General features: G+C 67.7%; 24 protein-coding genes. 17 read left to right on the forward strand and 7 right to left on the reverse strand.

What is annotated here, in order from left to right:
* Positions 1-70 precede the first annotated feature (70 nt).
* The 4 genes from K8P63_RS00735 to K8P63_RS00750 all read left to right on the forward strand — a co-directional run bounded on the left by K8P63_RS00735 (position 71) and on the right by K8P63_RS00750 (position 3929).
* On the forward strand, positions 71-1129 hold the full coding sequence (locus tag K8P63_RS00735; protein WP_223797987.1) for a Ppx/GppA phosphatase family protein: 1059 nt from the start codon (positions 71-73) through the stop codon (positions 1127-1129).
* Complete coding sequence (locus K8P63_RS00740) at positions 1126-1803, forward strand: RlmE family RNA methyltransferase (RefSeq protein WP_223797988.1); 678 nt, start codon at positions 1126-1128, stop codon at positions 1801-1803. The genes K8P63_RS00735 and K8P63_RS00740 overlap by 4 nt, the downstream gene beginning before the upstream one ends.
* 20 nt (positions 1804-1823) lie before the next feature.
* Positions 1824-2585, forward strand: coding sequence for a cupin domain-containing protein (locus tag K8P63_RS00745; RefSeq protein ID WP_223797989.1), 762 nt, complete (start codon positions 1824-1826; stop codon positions 2583-2585).
* Positions 2586-2747: 162 nt separating this feature from the next.
* Entirely contained in the window at positions 2748-3929 is a 1182-nt protein-coding gene (locus K8P63_RS00750) for an MFS transporter (protein ID WP_223797990.1), read from the forward strand.
* Between the two features lie 51 nt (positions 3930-3980).
* Here K8P63_RS00750 and K8P63_RS00755 read toward each other — a convergent pair whose 3' ends face one another.
* From K8P63_RS00755 to K8P63_RS00770, 4 genes are read right to left on the reverse strand one after another with little or no spacing between them, the layout of a single operon-like run.
* Positions 3981-4574, reverse strand: a complete 594-nt coding sequence (locus K8P63_RS00755) for an ABC-type transport auxiliary lipoprotein family protein (protein ID WP_223797991.1) — start codon at positions 4572-4574, stop codon at positions 3981-3983.
* A complete protein-coding gene (locus K8P63_RS00760) occupies positions 4571-5509 on the reverse strand; it encodes an MlaD family protein (RefSeq protein WP_223797992.1) in 939 nt (312 codons plus the stop codon). The genes K8P63_RS00755 and K8P63_RS00760 overlap by 4 nt, the downstream gene beginning before the upstream one ends.
* Before the next feature lie 28 nt (positions 5510-5537).
* Complete coding sequence (locus tag K8P63_RS00765) at positions 5538-6416, reverse strand: ABC transporter ATP-binding protein (protein ID WP_223797993.1); 879 nt, start codon at positions 6414-6416, stop codon at positions 5538-5540.
* On the reverse strand, positions 6413-7510 hold the full coding sequence (locus tag K8P63_RS00770; RefSeq protein WP_223797994.1) for an ABC transporter permease: 1098 nt from the start codon (positions 7508-7510) through the stop codon (positions 6413-6415). Before K8P63_RS00770 ends, K8P63_RS00765 begins: the two co-directional genes overlap by 4 nt.
* A gap of 116 nt (positions 7511-7626) precedes the next feature.
* Between K8P63_RS00770 and K8P63_RS00775 the strand changes: the two genes are divergently transcribed.
* The gene (locus tag K8P63_RS00775) at positions 7627-8301 is read left to right on the forward strand and encodes an HAD family hydrolase (protein ID WP_223797995.1); all 675 of its coding nucleotides are present in this window, start codon (positions 7627-7629) and stop codon (positions 8299-8301) included.
* A 160-nt stretch (positions 8302-8461) separates the two neighbouring features.
* Here K8P63_RS00775 and K8P63_RS00780 read toward each other — a convergent pair whose 3' ends face one another.
* Entirely contained in the window at positions 8462-9715 is a 1254-nt protein-coding gene (locus tag K8P63_RS00780; RefSeq protein ID WP_223797996.1) for a multidrug effflux MFS transporter, read from the reverse strand.
* Between the two features lie 104 nt (positions 9716-9819).
* The gene (locus tag K8P63_RS00785; protein WP_223797997.1) at positions 9820-10290 is read right to left on the reverse strand and encodes a MucR family transcriptional regulator; all 471 of its coding nucleotides are present in this window, start codon (positions 10288-10290) and stop codon (positions 9820-9822) included.
* A 203-nt stretch (positions 10291-10493) separates the two neighbouring features.
* Here K8P63_RS00785 and hslV point away from each other — a divergent pair, with 203 nt between their 5' ends.
* The 7 genes from hslV to K8P63_RS00820 all read left to right on the forward strand — a co-directional run bounded on the left by hslV (position 10494) and on the right by K8P63_RS00820 (position 15545).
* Positions 10494-11048, forward strand: coding sequence for an ATP-dependent protease subunit HslV (gene hslV / locus K8P63_RS00790; RefSeq protein WP_223797998.1), 555 nt, complete (start codon positions 10494-10496; stop codon positions 11046-11048).
* Between the two features lie 47 nt (positions 11049-11095).
* Positions 11096-12394 (forward strand): ATP-dependent protease ATPase subunit HslU, encoded by a 1299-nt coding sequence (gene hslU / locus K8P63_RS00795; protein WP_223797999.1) that lies wholly within the window; start codon positions 11096-11098, stop codon positions 12392-12394.
* Positions 12395-12474: 80 nt separating this feature from the next.
* Positions 12475-12705 carry a hypothetical protein gene (locus tag K8P63_RS00800; RefSeq protein WP_223798000.1) on the forward strand — a complete coding sequence of 77 codons (231 nt, stop codon included), beginning with the start codon at positions 12475-12477 and terminating at the stop codon, positions 12703-12705.
* A complete protein-coding gene (locus K8P63_RS00805; protein WP_223798001.1) occupies positions 12698-13132 on the forward strand; it encodes a PIN domain-containing protein in 435 nt (144 codons plus the stop codon). The genes K8P63_RS00800 and K8P63_RS00805 overlap by 8 nt, the downstream gene beginning before the upstream one ends.
* Before the next feature lie 2 nt (positions 13133-13134).
* Positions 13135-13770: a DedA family protein gene (locus K8P63_RS00810; protein ID WP_223799910.1), complete on the forward strand. Its 636-nt coding sequence runs from the start codon at positions 13135-13137 to the stop codon at positions 13768-13770.
* Positions 13771-13979: 209 nt separating this feature from the next.
* Positions 13980-14732: a PEPxxWA-CTERM sorting domain-containing protein gene (locus tag K8P63_RS00815; RefSeq protein WP_223798002.1), complete on the forward strand. Its 753-nt coding sequence runs from the start codon at positions 13980-13982 to the stop codon at positions 14730-14732.
* A gap of 18 nt (positions 14733-14750) precedes the next feature.
* Positions 14751-15545, forward strand: a complete 795-nt coding sequence (locus K8P63_RS00820; RefSeq protein ID WP_223798003.1) for a sterol desaturase family protein — start codon at positions 14751-14753, stop codon at positions 15543-15545.
* A gap of 176 nt (positions 15546-15721) precedes the next feature.
* On the opposite strand, the gene K8P63_RS00825 is transcribed toward K8P63_RS00820, so the two are convergent.
* Complete coding sequence (locus K8P63_RS00825) at positions 15722-17038, reverse strand: DEAD/DEAH box helicase (RefSeq protein WP_223798004.1); 1317 nt, start codon at positions 17036-17038, stop codon at positions 15722-15724.
* A 325-nt stretch (positions 17039-17363) separates the two neighbouring features.
* Between K8P63_RS00825 and K8P63_RS00830 the strand changes: the two genes are divergently transcribed.
* The 5 genes from K8P63_RS00830 to K8P63_RS00850 are packed head-to-tail and all read left to right on the forward strand — an operon-like array spanning position 17364 to position 20098.
* Positions 17364-17939, forward strand: coding sequence for a NifU family protein (locus K8P63_RS00830; protein ID WP_223799911.1), 576 nt, complete (start codon positions 17364-17366; stop codon positions 17937-17939).
* Positions 17940-17967: 28 nt separating this feature from the next.
* Positions 17968-18558, forward strand: coding sequence for a malonic semialdehyde reductase (locus K8P63_RS00835; RefSeq protein ID WP_223798005.1), 591 nt, complete (start codon positions 17968-17970; stop codon positions 18556-18558).
* A 1-nt stretch (position 18559) separates the two neighbouring features.
* Entirely contained in the window at positions 18560-19171 is a 612-nt protein-coding gene (gene tsaB, locus K8P63_RS00840) for a tRNA (adenosine(37)-N6)-threonylcarbamoyltransferase complex dimerization subunit type 1 TsaB (RefSeq protein ID WP_223798006.1), read from the forward strand.
* Entirely contained in the window at positions 19168-19635 is a 468-nt protein-coding gene (locus K8P63_RS00845; RefSeq protein ID WP_223798007.1) for a GNAT family N-acetyltransferase, read from the forward strand. Before tsaB ends, K8P63_RS00845 begins: the two co-directional genes overlap by 4 nt.
* A 40-nt stretch (positions 19636-19675) precedes the next feature.
* A complete protein-coding gene (locus tag K8P63_RS00850; RefSeq protein ID WP_223798008.1) occupies positions 19676-20098 on the forward strand; it encodes a Fur family transcriptional regulator in 423 nt (140 codons plus the stop codon).
* The last annotated feature ends 6 nt before the right edge of the window (positions 20099-20104 follow it).

Below are 20104 nucleotides of genomic sequence, written 5' to 3' on the forward strand. Positions count from 1 at the left end.
TCCGCCAGCCGATAGGGTCGCCTTCAAGTACCGGCGGCCCGGCCGATCCGGAAAAGATAAGAGTATCAACATGCCAGAGCGCGCCACCGACGCGGCGCCCCGGCGCGGCCCCCGCCGCGACGCGGTGCCTCCGCCCCGGGCCGGCCGGGCCCAGCCGCAGCGCGGGACGTATGCCGCGCTCGATCTCGGCACCAACAATTGCCGCCTGCTGATCGCGCGCGCGCAGGGCGACGGCTTCGTCGTCATCGACGCCTTCTCGCGTATCGTGCGGCTGGGCGAGGGGCTGGCCGCCAGCGGCCGGCTGAGCGAAGCGGCGATGGATCGCGCGGTCGCCGCGCTCGCCATCTGCGCCGACAAGCTCAAGCGCCGCAACGTCACCCTCGTCCGCTCGGTCGCGACCGAGGCGTGCCGCCGCGCGACCAACGGGCGAGACTTCGTCGCGCGCGTGCGGGCGGAAACCGGCATCCAGCTCGAGATCATCACCGCCGAGCAGGAGGCAAGGCTCGCCGTCACCGGCTGCCAGGCGTTGCTCGAACCCGGCACCGGCCCGGCTCTGGTGTTCGATATCGGCGGCGGCTCGACCGAGCTCGTCCTGCTCGGAGACGAGGCCGGCGGCCCTCCCAGCATCGAGGACTGGTTCTCGGCGCCGTGGGGCGTGGTGTCGCTGAGCGAGAGCGAGCCGCATATCGGCGACGACGCGGGCGAATTGCTCGCCGCCTATGAGCGGATGCGCGATCATGTCGCGCGCGCCTTCGAATCGTTCCGCGCGGTGCTGGCGCGGCGCGCGGTGCGGCCGGGGCGGCTGCTCGGCACCAGCGGCACGGTGACGACGCTCGCCAGCCTCTACCTCGATCTGCCCAATTATGATCGCAGCGCGGTCGACGGGCTGATCGTGCCGACCGATGCGATGCGCGGGCTCGGCCAGACGCTGGCGCGGATGAACGTCGCCGAACGCGCGCTGCTGCCGTGCATCGGCAACGAGCGCGCCGATCTGGTGGTGGCGGGCTGCGCGATCCTCGAGGCGATCCTCGATCTGTGGCCGGCCGAGCGGCTGAGCGTGGCCGATCGCGGCATCCGCGAGGGCATATTGCGCCGGCTGATGGCGCACGAGACGGGAGAGCGCGCATGAGCCGCGGCGGCACCGGCGGGCGCCAGCGCGTCAAGACCGCGCGCAACCGGACGGCGTCGTCGACGCGCTGGCTGGAGCGCCAGCTCAACGACCCCTATGTGCGCCGCGCCAAGGCCGAGGGCTATCGCAGCCGCGCCGCCTACAAATTGATCGAGCTGGACGAACGGTTCGGGCTGCTGCGCGGCGCCACCCGCGTGATCGATCTCGGCATCGCGCCGGGCGGCTGGTCGCAGGTGGTGCGGCGGCAGAATGCCGCGGCGCGGATCGTCGGCATCGACCTGCTGGAGGTCGATCCCATCGACGACGTGACCATCCTCCAGCTCGATTTCATGGACGACGACGCGCCGGCGCGGCTGGCGGAGGCGCTGGGCGGCAAGGCCGATCTCGTCCTGTCCGACATGGCCGCGAACACGGTCGGCCATCCGCAGACCGATCATCTGCGCACGATGGGGCTGGTCGAGGCGGCGGCGGAGTTCGCCGGCGACGTGCTGCGGCCGGGGGGTGCCTTCGTCGCCAAGGTGCTGGCGGGCGGCGCCGACAGCGCGCTGGTCGCGACGCTCAAGCGCATGTTCACGACCGTGAAGCACGCCAAGCCGCCGGCGAGCCGCAAGGATTCCTCCGAATGGTATGTGATCGCGCAAGGCTTCAAGGCGGCGCCGCGCGTCGATCCGTGACGTCGCAAGGTCTTCGGCCAGTGACCGTCTTCGGCTCCCCCGATGAAGACACTTGTCGCGGCGGCGCGAAGCGGACATTCTCTGCATGGGGCTTTCCGATGCGGGGCGGAATGATGCGGGCAATCCTGGTCGGTCTGGCGGCAATCACGGCGGCTGCACTTCCGTCGGGGGCCTGGGCCCAGGCGACGATACGGCAATGCGGCGCGATCGAGGAGCCGGGCCCGGCCTGCCTGCTCGCCCGCAAACAATTCGCATCCCTGCCCGCCGGCAAGATCTTCTGGCATCTCGACCGCTTCCCGTCGACGGACGCCGCCGCGCAGGCCGGCACGGCGAGCAGCGTCGTGGTCGAGGCGTTCGGATCGACATGGTTGTTCACGCTCGCCAAGGCCGGATGGCGGGCCAAAGGCGGCGAGCATGTGTCGATCGTCGGGCCGCTGCCGGTGACGCCGGCCTCCACTTATGCCGCCGAATATCTCCGGTCGATCTTCGACCCCGGAATGACGGCGCCGCTCCATGTCCATTCGGGGCCGGAAGCCTTCTTCGCCGTCGCGGGCGATACCTGTCTCGAGACGCCGGACGGCGTTCGGATCGGACGCGGGCCGGGCAATCACCTGATGATCGAAGCGGGGCCGCCCATGCTGTTGATGGCGATCGGCGCGGTTCCCCGGCAAGGCTTCGCGCTGATCCTTCACGACGCCAGCCAGCCCCCCACGACGCTGACCCAGACGTGGCATCCGGAGGGGCTCTGCGCCCGGCAGCTATCGCTGGATCGGGCCCATTAGCCGCCTGCGGCTTCATCGGCCGTGCGTTGACCTTCGCGATCCGTTCGCATAGCTGCGCCGTCAGACGAGGAGCCGTAGGCTGCTCGCGTAAGCGTTAACGTCAACCAACGCACCACGATCACGACGCGCGTTCGCGCGCATCGTGCTGTGCCGGGTTGACCAATGCGCTCTTCTGACATCGCCGCCACGCGCGGCTCGGGCTTCGCCCTGGCGGCGGGTATCATCCTGATCGGCGCCAATCTGCGCGCGCCGATCACCAGCCTTGGACCGGTGCTGCCCGATATCCGGGCGTCGCTGCGCCTGAGCGGCGCCGCGGCGGGGCTGCTGAACGCGTTGCCGCTGTTGCTGTTCGCAATCCTGTCGCTGGTCGCGCCACGCCTTGGCCGTCGCCATGGCCTGGAACGCATCCTCGGTGCGTCGATTGCCGCGATCCTCGCCGGCACGATGCTGCGCTCCTTGTGGCTTCCGGGCGGGCTGTGGATCGGAACAGTCCTGCTCAGCGCGGGCATCGCCTTCGGGAACGTTCTCTTGCCCGGTCTGGTCAAACGCGACTTTCCCGACAACGCGACCGGCATGATCGGCCTCTACGCCGCGGCGATGGCCGGCATGGCGGGCCTATCCGCAGGACTGGCCGTGCCGATTGCGCGACTGCCCTTCGCCGACTGGCGATGGTCGCTGGGCGCATGGGGTGCGCTTTCGCTGCTGACGCTGCTCGTCTGGCTGCCGCAGATGCGGGCGTCGCAGCATCAGCTGTCGCCAACATCAGCCATCAGCGCCATGTCGCCTTGGCGACATCCCGTCGGCTGGCAAGTGTCGCTCTTCTTCGCGCTCCACTCGCTGATATTCTATTCGATCGTCGACTGGTTCGCGTCCTACGTCGCCGACGCGGGCGTGTCGCCGGGGGCCGCCGGAATGTATCTGCTCGTCTATCAGGTGGTCGCCGTGGCGACGAATTTGGGCAGTGCGTCGTTGATTCGGCGCTTCCGTGACCAGCGACTGCTCGGCTTCAGCTGCGGCATGTGTCTGCTGATCGCCACGGTGGGCCTGCTCGTCCGGCCCGATCTGTCGCTGCTCTGGCTCATCGTCGGGGGCATGGGCGCCGGGATTGCGATGGTGACGAGCCTGTCGCTGTTTGCGCTGCGCACGCGGGATCACCATCAGGCGGGCGCGCTATCGGGCATGGCGCAGTTCATCGGCTATGCCGGAGCGGCTGCCGGGCCGCTGCTCGTCGGCGTGCTGCACGATGCGACCGGCGGCTGGAGCGCATCATTATCGTTGCTCATCGTCGCGAGCGCGCTGGTCATCGTCTTCGCGGCGCTAGCCGGGCGCAACCGGGAGATCTGACGTTGAGGCGCGCGTTATCTATGCGCCACGAACGCGACGTCAGCCTATCCGCTACCGGCCGATCCAGTCGGCGACTTCGGCGGCGACCTGATTGGCGGCCTGATTGATCGCGGTCGCTACATGCGCGGGATCCTCGACGGTCACCGGCACGCGTGCGGAGAAACGGCGCGACTGGAGCGTGGGCGAGCCCTCGCGCGTCAGCGCCGCGTCGAACGTCACCACCGCCGCATGGCCCGGCCCGTCGAGGCCGAACGACGAGACCTGGCCCGACAGCCGCGTGTCGGGCTGCGACTGGAGCATGCGCGGGCCGGGCACGACGCGGCCGGTGCGCGTGGTGATCGTCTCCGCCACCAGGCTGCGGAACAGCACCGCCGGCGCCGCCGCCCACAGGCCGCCCTTGAGGTAAGCCACCTCGGTCGCGCCGTCGGTCACCAGCACGCGCTGCGTGCCGAGCACCGCCACCGCGCTGAGCGGCATCACCGCCACGGCATGCGCATCGTCGGTACTGATCGCGTTGCCCGGCGCGAGCGGCTGCGTCGCCGCGAGCGTCATCAGGCTCGCCGGCGGCTTCGCGCCGAAGCGGACGCACCCGGCGAGCGGCAGGGCGGCGATCAGGGCGAGGCAGGCGAGGCGCGATCGGATCATTTCTTCCTCGGCTTGTAGTCGGGCAGGCGATCGCCGCCGAGCAGGGAGGTCGCACCGCCGCGATCGAGCCGGCCCGACAGTGTCGACAAGGATTGCGCCGTGTCGCCCAGATCGCGGATCAACTGGTTGATCTGCGGCACGGTCTGCGTCGACAGCGCCTTCAGGCCCGGCTTGGCATCGTTCACCGCCTCGTCGACATTGGCCATGCTGTGCTTGGCCGAGGCGACGGCGCTGTTCAGATTGTCGAGGATCGGGCCGATATGCTGGTTGGTCTGGTCGGCCAGCTTGCCGATCTGCTCGGCCGCGTCGCCCGCCTGCTTGATCGCCACCTTGGCCTGCGCCAGCGTGTCGGCGATGTCGCCGCTGCGATCGGCGAGCGCACCGGAAATCGTGTCGATATGCGCGAGGATGTCGCCGATCGACTTCTGGTTCTGCGGGTTGAGCAGGTCGGTCAGCCGCTCGGTCAGCACCGTCAGCCGGTCGAGCAGCGCCGGTGCGTTGTTGAGCAAAGCCCCGAGGCCGCCGGTCTTGGGCGGGATCAGCGGATAGCCGAACGGCCCGGGCTGGTCGATCGGCGGCGCGCCCTTGACCGCACCGTCGAGGTTGATCTGGCTGACGCCGGTGAAGCCCACGCCGGCGATGGTGGCGGTGGTGCCCTGCAGGATCGGGGTGGTGTCCTTGATCGCGATGCGCACGCGGATCAGCTCGGGCTGATCGGGCAGGATCGCGATATCGTCGACCTTGCCGACCGGCACGCCGGAGAAGGTGATCGCCGAGCCCTTGGCGAGCCCGTCGACCGACGTCTTGAACAGGATGTCGTATTTCGCCTCGTGGCTGCCGCCGAAGCCGGCGAGCCAGATGATCGCGGCGACGGTCAGCGCCAGCAGCACCAGCACCACGCTGCCGACCAGCATGTTGTTCGATCGGTTTTCCATCAGCGCGCCGCGCCCCTCGCCTGCTGGTTCATGCCGCGCCCCCTGGTGCCGTATCGCCGCCCGCCGCCTGCAACGCCGCATCGCGCCGCCGCACGCTTTCTTCCCGATCCTGCGCAGATTCCTTCTCGGCGGCAACTTCCGCCGCGCGGCCGCGCGGGCCGTTGAAATATTCCTGGATCCACGGATGGTCCAACGCCAATAATTCCGGGATCGTTCCGACCGCCACCACCTTGCGATCCGCCAGCACCGCCACGCGGTCGCAGATGGCGTGCAGCGTGTCGAGATCGTGGGTGATGAGGAAGACGGTGAGCCCCAGCGTCTCCTTCAGGCTGCGGATCAGGTCGTCGAACGCCGCCGCGCCGATCGGGTCGAGCCCGGCGGTGGGCTCGTCGAGGAACAGCAATTCGGGATCGAGGGCGAGGCTGCGCGCGAGGCCCGCGCGCTTCTTCATGCCGCCCGACAGTTCGGACGGGAATTTGGGGCCGGCCTCGGCCGACAGGCCGGTCATCGCCACCTTGTAGCCGGCGATCTCGTCGAGCAGGGTCGAATCCAGCGCCGGATAATATTCGCGCAGCGGCACCTCGACATTCTCGGCGACGGTCAGCGTGGAGAAGAGCGCGCCGCCCTGGAACAGCACGCCCCAGCGCTTGCGCACGTCGCGCGCCTCGTTCTCGTCGCGGCCGATCATCGGCTCGCCGAACACCTCGACGGTGCCCTCGGCCGGCTCCTGCAGCCCGATGATCGAGCGCATCAGCACCGACTTGCCGGTGCCCGATCCGCCGACCACGCCCAATATCTCGCCGCGTCGCACGTCGAGATCCAGTTTCTCGTGCACGGTCTGCGTGCCGAAGCGGTTGGTGAGACCGCGCACGCAGATGACCGGTTCGTCGCGGCGCGCGTCGCTCATATCCACCCTATCGAGGCGAAGAAGACCGCGAAGAAGGCGTCGAGCACGATCACGAGGAAGATCGACTGGACGACCGCGGCGGTGGTGCGCAGCCCGACCGCCTCGGCGCTGCCTTCCACCTGCATTCCCTGGAAGCAGCCGGCGACGCTGATGATCAGGCCGAATACCGGCGCCTTGATGATGCCCTGCAGCAGATCGGTCAGCGGCACCACTTCGCGCACGCGCTGGACGAACGTGACCGGCGGGATGTCGAGGCTGAGCCAGCAGAACAGGCCGCCGCCGATCATCCCGACCAAGGCCGCGTAGAATGCGAGCAACGGCATCATCAGCACGCCGGCGGCGAGGCGCGGGATCACCAAAGCCTCCATCGGTGAAACGCCGATCGTGCGCATCGCATCGACCTCCTCGGCGAGCTTCATCGAGCCGATCTGCGCCGCGAAGGCCGAGCCCGAGCGCCCGGCGACCATGATCGCGGTCATCAGCACGCCCAGCTCGCGCAGATCGAGGCGACCGACCAGATTGATCGTGAACACCTCCGCGCCGAACTGGCGCAGCTGGATCGCGCCCTGCTGCGCGATGACGATGCCGATCAGGAAGCTCATCAGGCCGATGATGCCGAGTGCGTCGACGCCGACCACCTCGAACTGGCGGACGATCGCGTTCCAGCGCAGCCGGCCGGGATGGCGGATCAGCTCCCACGTCGTGATGACGACGCTGCCGAAGAAGCCGACCAGCCCCAGCATCGTCGTGATCGCCGCGATCACCGCGCGGCCGACCTTTGCCAGCACGCGCAGGAAGCCGGTGCTGTGTTCCGGCACCACGCGCAGCGGCTTGTCGGCGGCGGCGACCTGCTCCAGCAGGTGCGCCTCGTCCTTGCCCGCGCCGTCGATCCGCACGTCCTTTTCGCGCGCGATGCGGTGGACCATCCATGCGCCGACCGTGTCCATCCGGTCGACCTGCGACAGGTCGATCGCGTCGGGCGTGCGCTCCAGCGCCTCCAGCCGACGCGGCAGATCGCCGAGCCGCGCCAGCGTCAACGTGCCGGAGAAGCGCAACGTGCGATCGTCCCAGTCGAAGTCGGCCGCCGCGGTCATGCGCTACGCATATTGTGCGGGGCAAAAAGCGCAATCGACATTGCCAGCCGAGACGCTTTCGGCGGCGTAATGTTCCCGCGCTTGCCTTTGGCGGCGCCATCGTGTCCGGGGGCCGGATGCAGCATCTCGCCATCTACGACATGGATCGCACGATCACGCGCACCGGCACCTACACGCCGTTCCTGCTGCACGCCGCGCGTGCGCTGGCGCCGTGGCGGCTGCTGCTGACGCCGTTCGTGCTGCTGGCGATGCTGGCCTATGCGCTGAAGCTGATCGATCGGCGGCGGCTGAAGGAATGGTGCCAGCGCCTGCTGCTCGGCGGCCGCGTGCCGCGCGCCTGCCTTGCGCCTGCGACCGAGAGCTTCGCCGATCTGGTGATGGCCACCAACATCCACCCCGGCGCGCTCCGCCAGATCGCCGAGGACAAAGCGGCGGGACGGCGGCTGGTGCTGGCGACCGCATCCTATCGCTTCTACGTCGAGCCGATCGCGAGGCGGCTGGGCTTCGACGACGTGATCGCCACCGGCAGCGTCGCCGGGCTCGACGACATCATCCACGCGCGCATCGACGGCGAGAACAATTACGGCCCCGCCAAGCTGCGGCTGATCGAGGCGTGGCTGCGCGCCAGCGGGATCGTGCGCAGCGCGGTGCGCGTCACCTTCTATTCCGATCACGTCTCCGACGCGCCGGTCCTCGAATGGGCGGACGAGGCGATCGCCGCAAACCCGAGCGCACGGCTGCGGCACCTGGCCGAACGGCGCGGCTGGACGATCGTCGACTGGGGCTTCTAGGTCGACGCCCGGCTGGTTTGCGCCACGCTTCGTCATCCCGGACGTGATCCGGGATCCAGCTTCTTCCCTTGATTGCTGGAAGCAAGCGGGGCCCCGGATCAGGCCCGCCGCAACGATGGACGGAAATGCGGCGTCGCACCCGCCGATGTCTTCGCCGCGCTCAGGCCGGTGCGTGGTGCGGCCGGAAGAGGCGCCCATGCTCGGTCACCAGCACGATCGCCAGCGCGACCAGCCCGACGATGAGGAAGCCCAGCACGGTCGGCACCGTCGTGCCGTTGAAGCTCTGGCCGATGGCGATACCGATCAGCGCGCCGAAGCAGGTCTGGACGAAGCCCTGTACCGACGCCGCCGTGCCGGCGACCGGCCCCATCGTCTCCATCGCCATCGAGCCGAAGTTGGAGCCGATCATGCCGAAGAAGAACATCGTGCAGGTCTGCAGGATCGAGAAGGTCAGCATCGTCTCGCGTCCGCTCGCGGCGATCGCGACATGGATCGCCGCCGCCGCGATCAGCCCTAGCAATGCGCCATGCGACACGCGGCGCGTGCCGAACCGGCCGACGATGCGTGAATTGACGAGCGCCGACACGCCCATCCCGGCGGCCGCCAGCGCGAACATCAGCGGGAAACGCTGCGGAGCATGGAAGATGTCGGAGAAGATCTGCTGGACCGTGTTGATATAGCCCATCAGCGCACCGTAGATCCCGGTGCCCGCCAGCATGTAGCCGAGCGCATAACGCTCGGTGACGGTCACCCGCATCGCACGCGCCACGCCGGCCAGCGATGCCGGGCGACGGAAGCTTGGATGCAGCGTCTCCTTCAGCTTGAGCGCGCTGACCGTCGCCACCGTTCCGGCGAACGCCGCGAGGAGGAAGAAGATGAAACGCCAGCTGCCCACCAGCAGGATCGCCTGCCCCACCGACGGCGCGAGGATCGGCACCGCCAGGAACACGACGAACGACAGCGACATCACCCGCGCCATCTGCCGACCCTGGTAACAGTCACGCACGATCGAGACGACAAGCACGCGACCGGCGGCGCCGGTGATGCCCTGCAACGCGCGCGCGACCAGCATCAATGTGAAGGTCGGCGCCAGCGCCGCGGCGAGGCTCATCAGGGCATTGAGGGTCAGGCCGGCGATCAGGATCGGGCGGCGCCCGAAGCGGTCGGCCAGCGGCCCGAACACGATCTGCGCCGCGCCGAAGCCGAGCATGTAGACCGCGATGATCCATTGCCGCGTATTCTCGTTCGCCACGCCGAGGTCGCGACCCATCGTCGGCAGCGCGGCGAGCATGCTGTCGATCTGCAGCGCGTTGCACGCCATGATCGACGCGATCAGCGCGACGAAGCTGCGGAAGCCGAAGCCTGAATCCGAAGATCCGGGGGCCGGGGCGGCGCGGGCCGCGGGATCATTCATTCGCATGTGTCCGGAAATGGCCTGAAAAAGCAAAGGCCCCGCCTGCGGTGAAGCAAGCGGGGCCACTATTCAACCCGTTAACGCGGGATGGCGATCCTTGCGGATTACGCCTCCACGGTCTCGCGCGGCTTGCGGCCACGACGCTTGGGTGCCTCGACAACCGCATCCTCGACTGCGGCGCGGGGCTTGCGACCCAGGCCGATCTTGTGCGCGAGCGCGCGGCGCTGCTCGGCATAGTTGGACGCGACCATCGGATAATCGCGCGGCAGGCCGAACGTCTCGCGATAGCTCTCCGGCGTATAACCGTGCTGCGAGATGTGCCGGCGCAGCATCTTGTACTGCTTGCCGTCGATCATGCTGACCAGATATTCCGGCTTGATTGAGGCACGGAGCGACACGGCGCCACGCGGCTTTTCCGGCTGCGGCTCGGCGGCCGGGCTGTCGACCGACTGCAGCGCGCTGTAGACGCTCTGGATCAGGGTCGCGACCTCGGCAGTCGGCACGCTGTTGTTGCTCACATGCGCTGCGACAATGTCGGCGGTGAGGGTAATCAGTTCCTGATTTTCGATAGCCACGTGTCTACTCCTGGGGGGAAGGGGGTCATATAGAACCAGTTCTGCGCCGTTCCAGCGAAATATTACCTTTTAACTATGCCGGACGGTTCGATACGACGAACAGCTTGGAAAGCGGCGCGTGGTCCCGCTTCGGCCACTGTATCGCCTCCGTTGCGCGGCGTGCCGTCCCTTCCCATATGCCGCTTCCGATAGCGGGACGGACAATGAGCGAAGACAAGATTGGCTGGCACGGCACGACGATCGTGTCGGTGCGACGCGGCGGTAAAGTGGTGGTGGCGGGCGACGGCCAGGTTAGCCTGGGTAATACTGTCATCAAGCCCAATGCGAAGAAGGTGCGGCGACTGGGCGACGGCAATGTGATCGCCGGGTTCGCCGGCGCGACTGCCGACGCCTTTACCCTGTTCGAGCGGCTCGAGCGCAAGCTGGAGGCGCATCGCGGCCAGTTGCTGCGCGCCGCCGTCGAACTCGCCAAGGATTGGCGCACCGACAAGTATCTGCGCAACCTCGAGGCGATGATGATCGTCGCCGACAAGGACGTGACGTTGATCCTGACGGGCAATGGCGACGTGCTGGAGCCCGACGCCGGCATCGCCGCGATCGGCTCGGGCGGCAATTATGCGCTCGCCGCCGCGCGCGCGCTGCTCGATTACGAGCAGGATGCCGAGACGATCGCCCGGCGCGCGATGGCGATCGCGGCAGAGGTGTGCGTCTTCACCAACGGCAACGTGACCGCCGAGACGCTCGACAGCGCCGCCTGATCGCGCCCGCGCGATATCCTCAACTTCCTCAACTTCGCTGGATCCTCATGAACGACGCCCTCACGCCCAAGGCCATTGTCGCCGCGCTCGACAGCCATATCGTCGGTCAGGACGACGCCAAGCGCGCGGTCGCGGTGGCGATGCGCAACCGTTGGCGCCGCCAGAAGCTGGCGCCCGAACTGCGCGACGAAGTGTCACCCAAGAATATCCTGATGATCGGGCCGACCGGCTGCGGCAAGACCGAGATCAGCCGCCGTCTGGCCAAGCTTGCCGACGCGCCGTTCGTGAAGGTCGAGGCGACCAAGTTCACCGAGGTCGGCTATGTCGGCCGCGACGTCGAGCAGATCGCGCGCGATCTGGTCGAGGAGGCGGTCCGTCTGGAGAAAGAGCGCCGCCGCGTGGCGGTGAAGGACAAGGCCGAAGATGCGGCGATGGCGCGGCTGATCGACGCGCTCGTCGGCAAGGATGCGTCGGAGGCGACGCGCAGCGCTTTCCGCCAGCGCTTCAGCGACGGCCATCTCGACGAGTCCGAGGTGGAGATCGAGGTCGAGGACAGCGGCGGCGCGCCGATGGAAATTCCCGGCCTCGGCGGCCAGGTCGGCATGATCAACCTCGGCGACATCATGGGCAAATTGGGCGGCGGCCGCACCAAGCGGCGCAAGCTCCCCGTGCGCGCCGCCTGGACCAAGCTGGTCGAGGAAGAGGCCGACAAGCGCCTCGACCAGGACGAGGTCAACCGCGCCGCGTTGGCCGACGCGGAGGCGAACGGCATCGTCTTCCTCGACGAGATCGACAAGATTGCGGTTTCCGACGTGCGCGGCGGCTCGGTCAGCCGCGAGGGCGTCCAGCGCGATCTGCTGCCGCTGATCGAGGGCACCACCGTCGCCACCAAATATGGGCCGATGAAGACCGACCATATCCTGTTCATCGCCAGCGGCGCCTTCCACGTCGCCAAGCCGAGCGACCTGCTGCCCGAGCTGCAGGGGCGGCTGCCGATCCGCGTCGAGCTCAAGCCGCTGACAGAGGAGGATTTCGTCCGCATCCTCTCCGCGACGCGCGCATCGCTGACCGAACAATATCGCGCATTGATCGCGACCGAGCAGGTCGAGGTGGTCTTCACCGAAGACGGCATCGCCGCGATCGCCCGCATCGCCGCGCAGGTGAACCAGAGCATCGAGAATATCGGCGCGCGTCGTCTGCAGACGGTGATGGAGAAACTGCTGGAGGAGGTGAGCTTCCATGCGGAGGATCGCACCGGCACGACCGTGACGGTCGACGCCGCCTATGTCGACGCCCAACTGGCCGACGTGGCGCGCGATACCGATCTCAGCAAATACGTGTTGTAGCGCGCCCACCGGCGCAATACTGTGAGACCATGAAGAATGTCACAGTCTCACTGGACGACGAGGCCTTCCGCCGGGGTCGCGTGCGCGCGGCCGAGATGGGGAAGACGCTGTCGGCGCTCGTCCGCGACTTCCTGACCGAATTCGGCTCGGCTGAAACCGAGCATGAGCGCGGCAGGCGGGAGCTCGAGGATCTATTCGAGGAGTTCAAGCAAGCCAGCGTGGGTGTGAAGGCGGGCGCGCGCCTGTCGCGCGACGACCTTTACGATCGCGGCCAGGCCGAGCGCGAAGCGGCTGACGCCGCGCGTGGCTGAGCGCTGCTTTCTCGACACGAATATCCTGCTCTACGCGGTCAGCCGTGATCCAACTGAAGTCGATAAGAGCCGGGTAGCGCAAGCGCTCGTCCTGGACGCATCGTGCACGCTCTCAGTGCAGGTCTGTCAGGAGTTCGTCCACCAGGCGACGCGCCCGACGGGGCGCTTCGGCATGACGTTGGAGGAAGCGCGGCGTGTCCTCCACGCTGTTCGTCATCTTCCAATTCAAGAGACCACGCTTGCGTTGTTCGAAGCGGCGCTCGCAGTGAGCGCACGGACCGGCTATTCGATCTGGGACAGCCTGATCGTGGCGGCCGCACAGGCGCTCGGCTGCAACATTCTCTACACCGAAGACCTGCAGGACGGGCGGATCATCGATCGCCTGCGCATCGTAAACCCGTTCCGCGAAGGAGCTTTCGTCCCTTGAGCATCACCGAACGCATCCTCGCACCCATCGCTGGATGGATCATCGCCATCATCTCGGCCGGCGGCTATGCCGGCATCGTCGGCCTGATGGCGATCGAGAGCGCGTGCATCCCGCTGCCGTCGGAGATCATCATGCCGTTCGCCGGCTATCTCGTCTCGACCGGCCGGTTCGGGCTGCTCGCGGTCGCGACCGCAGGCGCGCTCGGCTGCAATCTCGGCTCGGTGATGGCGTATGAGGTCGGCAAGCGCGGCGGGCGGCCGTTCGTCGAGCGTTACGGGCGCTACGTGCTGCTCAACATGCACGATCTCGAACTGGCGGAGCGCTTCTTCGCGCGCTGGGGCAGCGCGACCGTGCTCGTCTGCCGCCTGCTGCCGTTTGTGCGCTCGTTCATCGCCTTTCCCGCGGGCGTCGCGCGCATGCCGCTCGGACGCTTTCACCTCTACACCTTCGTCGGTTCGTGGCCGTGGTGCTTCGCGCTCGCATGGGTGGGGATGAAGCTGGGCGCGGCATGGCGCACCGATCCGCGCCTCGGCCGCGTGCTCCATTCGGCCGATGCAGTGGTGATCGTCGTGCTGGCCGCGGCCGTGGCGTGGTTCGTGTGGCACCAGATCGCCAAGCGCCGGGTAAACCACGATTGACCGATCACTGCGATCGACTTACTGAATTACTTCAGGCGCTGGTCAGTAACCATAAGGTATGACCAGAATATTAAAGTGTGTAACGCCAATTGCTTCCCCATCACATTTGCTGCAACTGCGCTCTCAGCAAACGTTGATTGGAGATCGAAGTGAAGACCAGTGGTTTTGTAGCTTGCGTAGCTTTTGCAGTTATTGGTGCCTCGCCGGCGTTGGCGACTGAATATGTCCAGAACGGAAACTTCTCGCAGACGACTGCGACGGGTTCGCAGCAGATTTCATCTTCCGATGGAAAGACGCAGTATCTGACCGGCTGGACGAATACGACCGATGGTTCGTATCCGGGCTATAACTTCATCGTCCAGGGCAATGACGGCACTACGGCCGGCGGCATCGCCAACAACACCGGCGGCAAGCTCTACTTCTGGGGCAAGACCAGCGACGCGGCGGGTGCCGCCTCGAACGGCTTCACCAACAGCGCCTCGATCGGCGGCAGCGGCGGCAACTATCTGGCGGCCGACGGCGCCTACCAGACCGCGCTGGTCTATCAGGTCATCACCGGCCTGACGGTCGGTCAGCAGTACGACCTGACGTTCAACTGGGCCGGTGCGCAGCAGCACGGCTATGACGGCGTCACCACCGACAACTGGACCGCTTATTTCGGCACCAGCACGTCGAGCTATCAGAGCTACACCACCGACACCGTGACCGACGCCAACCACGGCTTCACCGGCTGGCAGGCGGCGAGCACGACCTTCACCGCGACCGCGACGACCGAGATCCTCGGCTTCCTCGCCAAGGGCACGCCGAACGGCGAGCCGCCCTTCTCGCTGCTCGACGACGTGTCGCTGACCAACCACGTCGCGGCGGTGCCGGAGCCGGCCAGCTGGGCGATGTGCGTCGGCGGTTTCGGCCTGCTGGGTGGCGCGCTCCGTCGTCGCCGTCCCGTGGCGTCGATGGCCTGAGCTTGAGGGGGCGACGCGATGGGCATCCACGGATTGATCGTCGACGTCGCCCGCTTGCTCATCTGGCTCGCCCTCCTGTCGGCGATCCTGGTGCCGGTCGAACGGTGGTTCGCGCTTCGGCCGGGCCACCGCACCTCCGCCGCCACGGCCGCCGATCTCGGGTTTTACTTTCTGAACAGCCTGCTGCCGGGGCTGTTGCTGGGTTTCCCGGTGGCGGCGCTGGCAGCAGTCGCGCATCGACTGTTGCCGTCGGGCTATTTCGGCTGGCTCAATAGCCTGCCGCTCTGGCTTCAGCTCGTCGCCAGCTTCGTGGTCGGCGAGATCGGCTTCTACTGGGGCCATCGCTGGAGCCACACGGTGCCGTTGCTGTGGCGCTTTCATGCACTGCACCATCGCCCGGATCATCTCGACTGGCTGGTCAACACCCGCGCGCATCCGGTCGACATCGTGTTCGGCCGGCTCTGCGGGCTCGCGCCGATTTATCTGACCGGCCTCGCCGGGCGCGGCGCCGGCGCGGACAACCTGCCGGCGATCCTGTTCACAATCGCCGGCACGATCTGGGGCTTCCTGCTCCACGCCAATATCCGCTGGACGCCGCGCTGGCTGGAGCCCCTGCTCGCCACGCCGCGCTTCCACCACTGGCATCACGTCAAATCGGGGCCGATCGATCGCAATTATGCGTCGATGCTGCCCGTGATGGACCGGATGTTCGGCACGCTGCACATGCCGACGACGCGCGCATGGCCCGAGGATTACGGGGTGCGCGAGGCCGATGCGGCGCCGATCGCCGAAACCCGCCCCGCTTCGGCCTGAGCCTCAACGCCCAAACAGAAAGGCCATCGGCGAGGGTGCTTTGCGCTCCCGCCGATGGCCTTTTTCTATTGTCGTTCCCCGATCAAGGCCGGGGTCCAAGGCCTCAGGCGATGTCGCTTGCAGCTCTGGGCCCCGGCTTTCGCCGGGGCGCGGAGTGTTCGCGATCGTCGTCGGCCTTAGCGCCCGCTGGTCTTGCGGACGGCGTTGCGGTGCGCGCCGGGTGCGCCCTTGCGCGGGCCGAAGTGGCGCTTGGGCGCGCCACCCGCCGGCCGCTCGCCATCGTGGCGGCGCGCGTCGGGACGACCATGGCCCTGCGGCCGCGTCTCGACCTTCGGCTTGGGCAGGCGTGCCTGCTCGGCGATGAAGTCCTCGGGCAGCGGCACGATCGCCGGCTTCACGCGGGTGAGCTTCTCGATGCTGCGCAGATAAGCGCGCTCGTCATCCGCGACGAACGAGATGGCGATGCCGGTCGCGCCGGCGCGCGCGGTGCGGCCGATGCGGTGGACATATTGCTCGGGCACGTTCGGCAGCTCGAAGTTGAACACGTGGCTGACGCCGGAGACGTCGATGCCGCGCGCGGCGATGTCGGTCGCCACCAGGATCGGGGCCTCGCCCGACTTGAACGCGGCCAGCGCGCGCTCGCGCTGCGGCTGGCTTTTGTTGCCGTGGATCGCGTTGCAGGCGATGCCGGCGGCCTGCAGGTGCTTCACCACACGGTCGGCGCCATGCTTGGTGCGCGTGAAGACCAGCGCGCGATCGATCTGGGTCGCGCGAATCGTCAGCGTGAGCAAAGCCTGCTTCTCGCCCTGGTTGACGAAGGTCACGCACTGCTCGACGCGCTCGGCCGTGGTCGAGGGCGGCGCGACCGACACCTTGACCGAATCGGTCAGGAAGGCGTCGCCCAGCTCGGCGATCGTCTTCGGCATGGTGGCCGAGAAGAACAACGTCTGGCGCTTCTTCGGCACCAGCGCGTGGATGCGGCGCAGCGAATGGATGAAGCCGAGGTCGAGCATCTGGTCGGCCTCGTCGAGCACCAGGATCTCGACGTCGCGCAACGTCAGCGCGCGCTGGTCGATTAGGTCGAGCAGGCGGCCGGGGGTGGCGACGAGGATGTCGACGCCCGAGCTCAGCGCGCGCACCTGGCGCGGGATCGGCACGCCGCCGAACACGGTCGTGACCGACAGGCGCATATTCTTGCCGTAAGCGACGAAGCTTTCGGCGATCTGGCTGGCCAGCTCGCGCGTCGGCGCCAGCACCAGCATGCGGCAGCTCTTCTGCTGGCGCGGCTTGGCGCTCTCGGCGAGGCGGTGGAGCGACGGCAGCGCGAATGCGGCGGTCTTGCCGGTGCCGGTCTGGGCGATACCACACAGATCGCGGCCGGACAGAACCGGGGGAATGGCCTGCGCCTGGATCGGCGTCGGGGTGGTATAGCCCTTGGCGGCGAGCGCCTCCTGCAGCGGTTGCGCGAGGCCTAGGTCTGAAAATTGAGTCAAAGAGAGCACTTTCGTGGGTGCCCGCAGCCACGCGATGGTCGCGCGGCCGCAAGCGGGTTCATCGAGACGACCCGCGTGAAAAGGGAAGCCTTTGGCTTGATTGCACCCGAAGGCGGAGCGCACCCGTGATATGTCACGAGGTTCACGCTGCTCGGCCGGGCGCGCAATGCACGCCTGGTACGGGGTTCCTTATCATACTTTACTGTGGCGGAATCAAGACCTGACAAGATTGCTTTGTGCAGGCGCAACATCAACGATGCCCGAAGGGCGCTCCGATCGGCCGCCGAACCTTGAACCCGGCCGCGCGAGGGCGCACATGGGCGGCATGTTGATCGAGACCGAAGCCACCCCCAATCCGGCGACCCTGATGTTCATGCCAGGCCAGCTCGTGATGGCCGCCGGCGGCACGCGCGACTTTGCCGATGCCGACGAGGCAGCCGCCTCGCCGCTCGCGCAGGCGCTGTTCGACCTCGGCGATGTCGAGGGCGTGTTCTTCGGGCGCGATTTCGTGTCGGTCACCGCGGGCGAGGGCGTCGACTGGCGCGACCTGAAGCCGCAAGTGCTGAGCGTGCTGCTCGATCATTTCTCCAGCCAAGCGCCGTTATTCACCCCCGGCAGCGCGGGCGGCATCCATATCGACGATGATGCCGGTTTCAGCGACGACCCGGCCGACGCCGACATCGTCGACCAGATCAAGGAGTTGATCGAGACGCGGGTGCGGCCGGCGGTCGCGCGCGACGGCGGCGACATCGTCTATCGTGGCTTCGAGAAAGGCACGGTCTATCTCGCGATGCACGGCGCCTGCTCGGGCTGTCCGTCGTCGACCGCGACGTTGAAGCAGGGCATCGAGCAGTTGCTCAAACATTATGTGCCCGAAGTGACCGAGGTCCGCGCCGCCTGACGGCGCGCCATCTGCGAAAAGGGAAATGATGTTTGACGCGCTGCCCGACGCCGTGCTCGATCGTGTGTTCCGCACGGCACGCACCGCCAACCATTATCTCGATACGCCGGTGCCCGAAGCACTGCTGCGCGATCTGTGGGATCTGATGAAGTGGGGCCCGACCTCGGCGAACCAGATGCCGGCGCGGATTATCTGGTGCGTCAGCCAGGAGGCGAAGGACAGGCTCGCCGATTGCGCGTCGGGCGCCAACGCGCCCAAGATCAAGGCGGCGCCGGTCACCGCGATCATTGGCATGGACCTGGAATTCTACGAAAAGCTGCCGAAGCTCTTCCCGCATGTCGATGCGCGCGCGTGGTTCGTCGGCAACGAGCCGCTGATCCGCGAATCGGCCTTCCGCAATTCGACGCTGCAGGGTGCCTATTTCGTCGTCGCGGCGCGGCTGCTGGGCCTCGATGCGGGGCCGATGTCGGGCTTCAACGCGGCTGCGGTGGACGAGGCGTTCTTCGCCGGCGCCAGCATCCGCACCAATTTCATCGCGACGCTCGGCTATGGCGATTTCTCCAACGTCCATCCGCGGCTCGAGCGCCTGAGCTTCGAGGACGCGACCCAGCTTCGCTGAGGTGACGACGCTCGTCATCGAAACCGCGACCGCTGCCTGTTCGGTGGCGCTGATCGATGGCGCGCACGTCGTCGCCGCCGCGCACGAGATTGTCGGCCGCGGCCATGCCGAGCGGCTGGTGCCGATGATCGGCGAGGTGCTGGCGGCGGCGGGCATCGCCCGCGCCGATGCGGTGCTGGTCGATTGCGGGCCGGGCAGCTTCACCGGCATTCGCGTCGGGCTGGCGGCGGCGCGCGCCTTCGGGCTCGCATGGGGCGTCCCGGTGCACGGCTACAGCGCGCCGGCGCTGATCGCGGTGCGTGGAGACGGTGCGACGGTGGCGGTCGCGATCGAGGGCGGCCATGGCGAGATCTTCGTCCAGCGCTTCGCATCCGCGCCGTTCGCCCCGCTCGATTCGGTCCGCTCGCTGCGACCGGAGGCGGCCGCCACCGAGATTGCGGAGGCGACCGTGCTTGGCAGCGGCGCCCAAGCCCTTGTCGTCGCACGCGGAAGCGGGCATGCCGAGCTTCGCATGCCCAACGCCGCTGACGCCGTTCTGCTGCCCGAGCCGCTGGCCGCCCTGCCGGCGACGCCGCTCTACGGCCGGGCGCCGGACGCCGTGCCGCCGCGGTGACCGCCGCGATCACGCTGCGCGAGGGCGGGGCGGCAGAAATTGCCGAGCTGATGACGGTCATGGAGTGTGCGTTCGATCCTGCGTTCGGCGAGGCGTGGAATCGCGGCCAGTGCCTCGGCATCCTCTCGCTTCCCGACGTCTGGCTCAGCCTCGCCACGCAGGCCGATACGCCGATCGGCTTCGCACTCAGCCGATTGCTGGTCGACGATGCCGAACTGCTGCTGCTGGCCGTCGCACCCGACGCGCGCGGCCAGGGCGCCGGCGCGGCCCTGATCGAGCGGACCGCCGGCATTGCCGCGACGCGCGGCGCGGAGCGGCTGCTGCTTGAGGTCCGCGACGGCAATGCGGCGCTCGGCCTCTATACACGCACAGGATTCGGCCCGATCGGTCGCCGGCAGGGTTATTATCGGGGTGTGGACGGCCGCAGCCACGACGCGCTGACGCTGGCGCGACCGCTCGGCTGATGGTCTTCCTTCCGGCGTCGAAAGCCGGTAGATTCGTTGCATGACCCGCAAGATCGATGTCGAATCCCTCTGCGCGGACAAGGGCCTGCGCATCACCGAACAGCGTCGCGTGATCGCCCGCGTACTGTCCGAGGCCGAAGACCATCCCGATGTGGAGGCGCTGCACGCACGCGCCGCCGCGATCGATCCCGGCATTTCGATTGCCACCGTCTATCGTACGGTGCGGCTATTCGAGGATGCCGGCATCCTCGAACGGCACGATTTCGGCGACGGTCGCGCGCGCTACGAGGCGGCGGCGGAAGATCATCACGATCATCTGATCGACGTCGAGACCGGCCGGGTGATCGAGTTCGTCGACCAGGAGGTCGAAGTGCTGCAGCGGCGCATCGCCGAGCGGCTGGGCTTCCGCCTCGTCGATCACCGCATGGAATTGTACGGCGTGCCGCTCGATCGCGGCGAATAGGCCGCA

This window comes from Sphingomonas nostoxanthinifaciens, assembly GCF_019930585.1.
GTDB lineage: Bacteria > Pseudomonadota > Alphaproteobacteria > Sphingomonadales > Sphingomonadaceae > Sphingomonas_I > Sphingomonas_I nostoxanthinifaciens.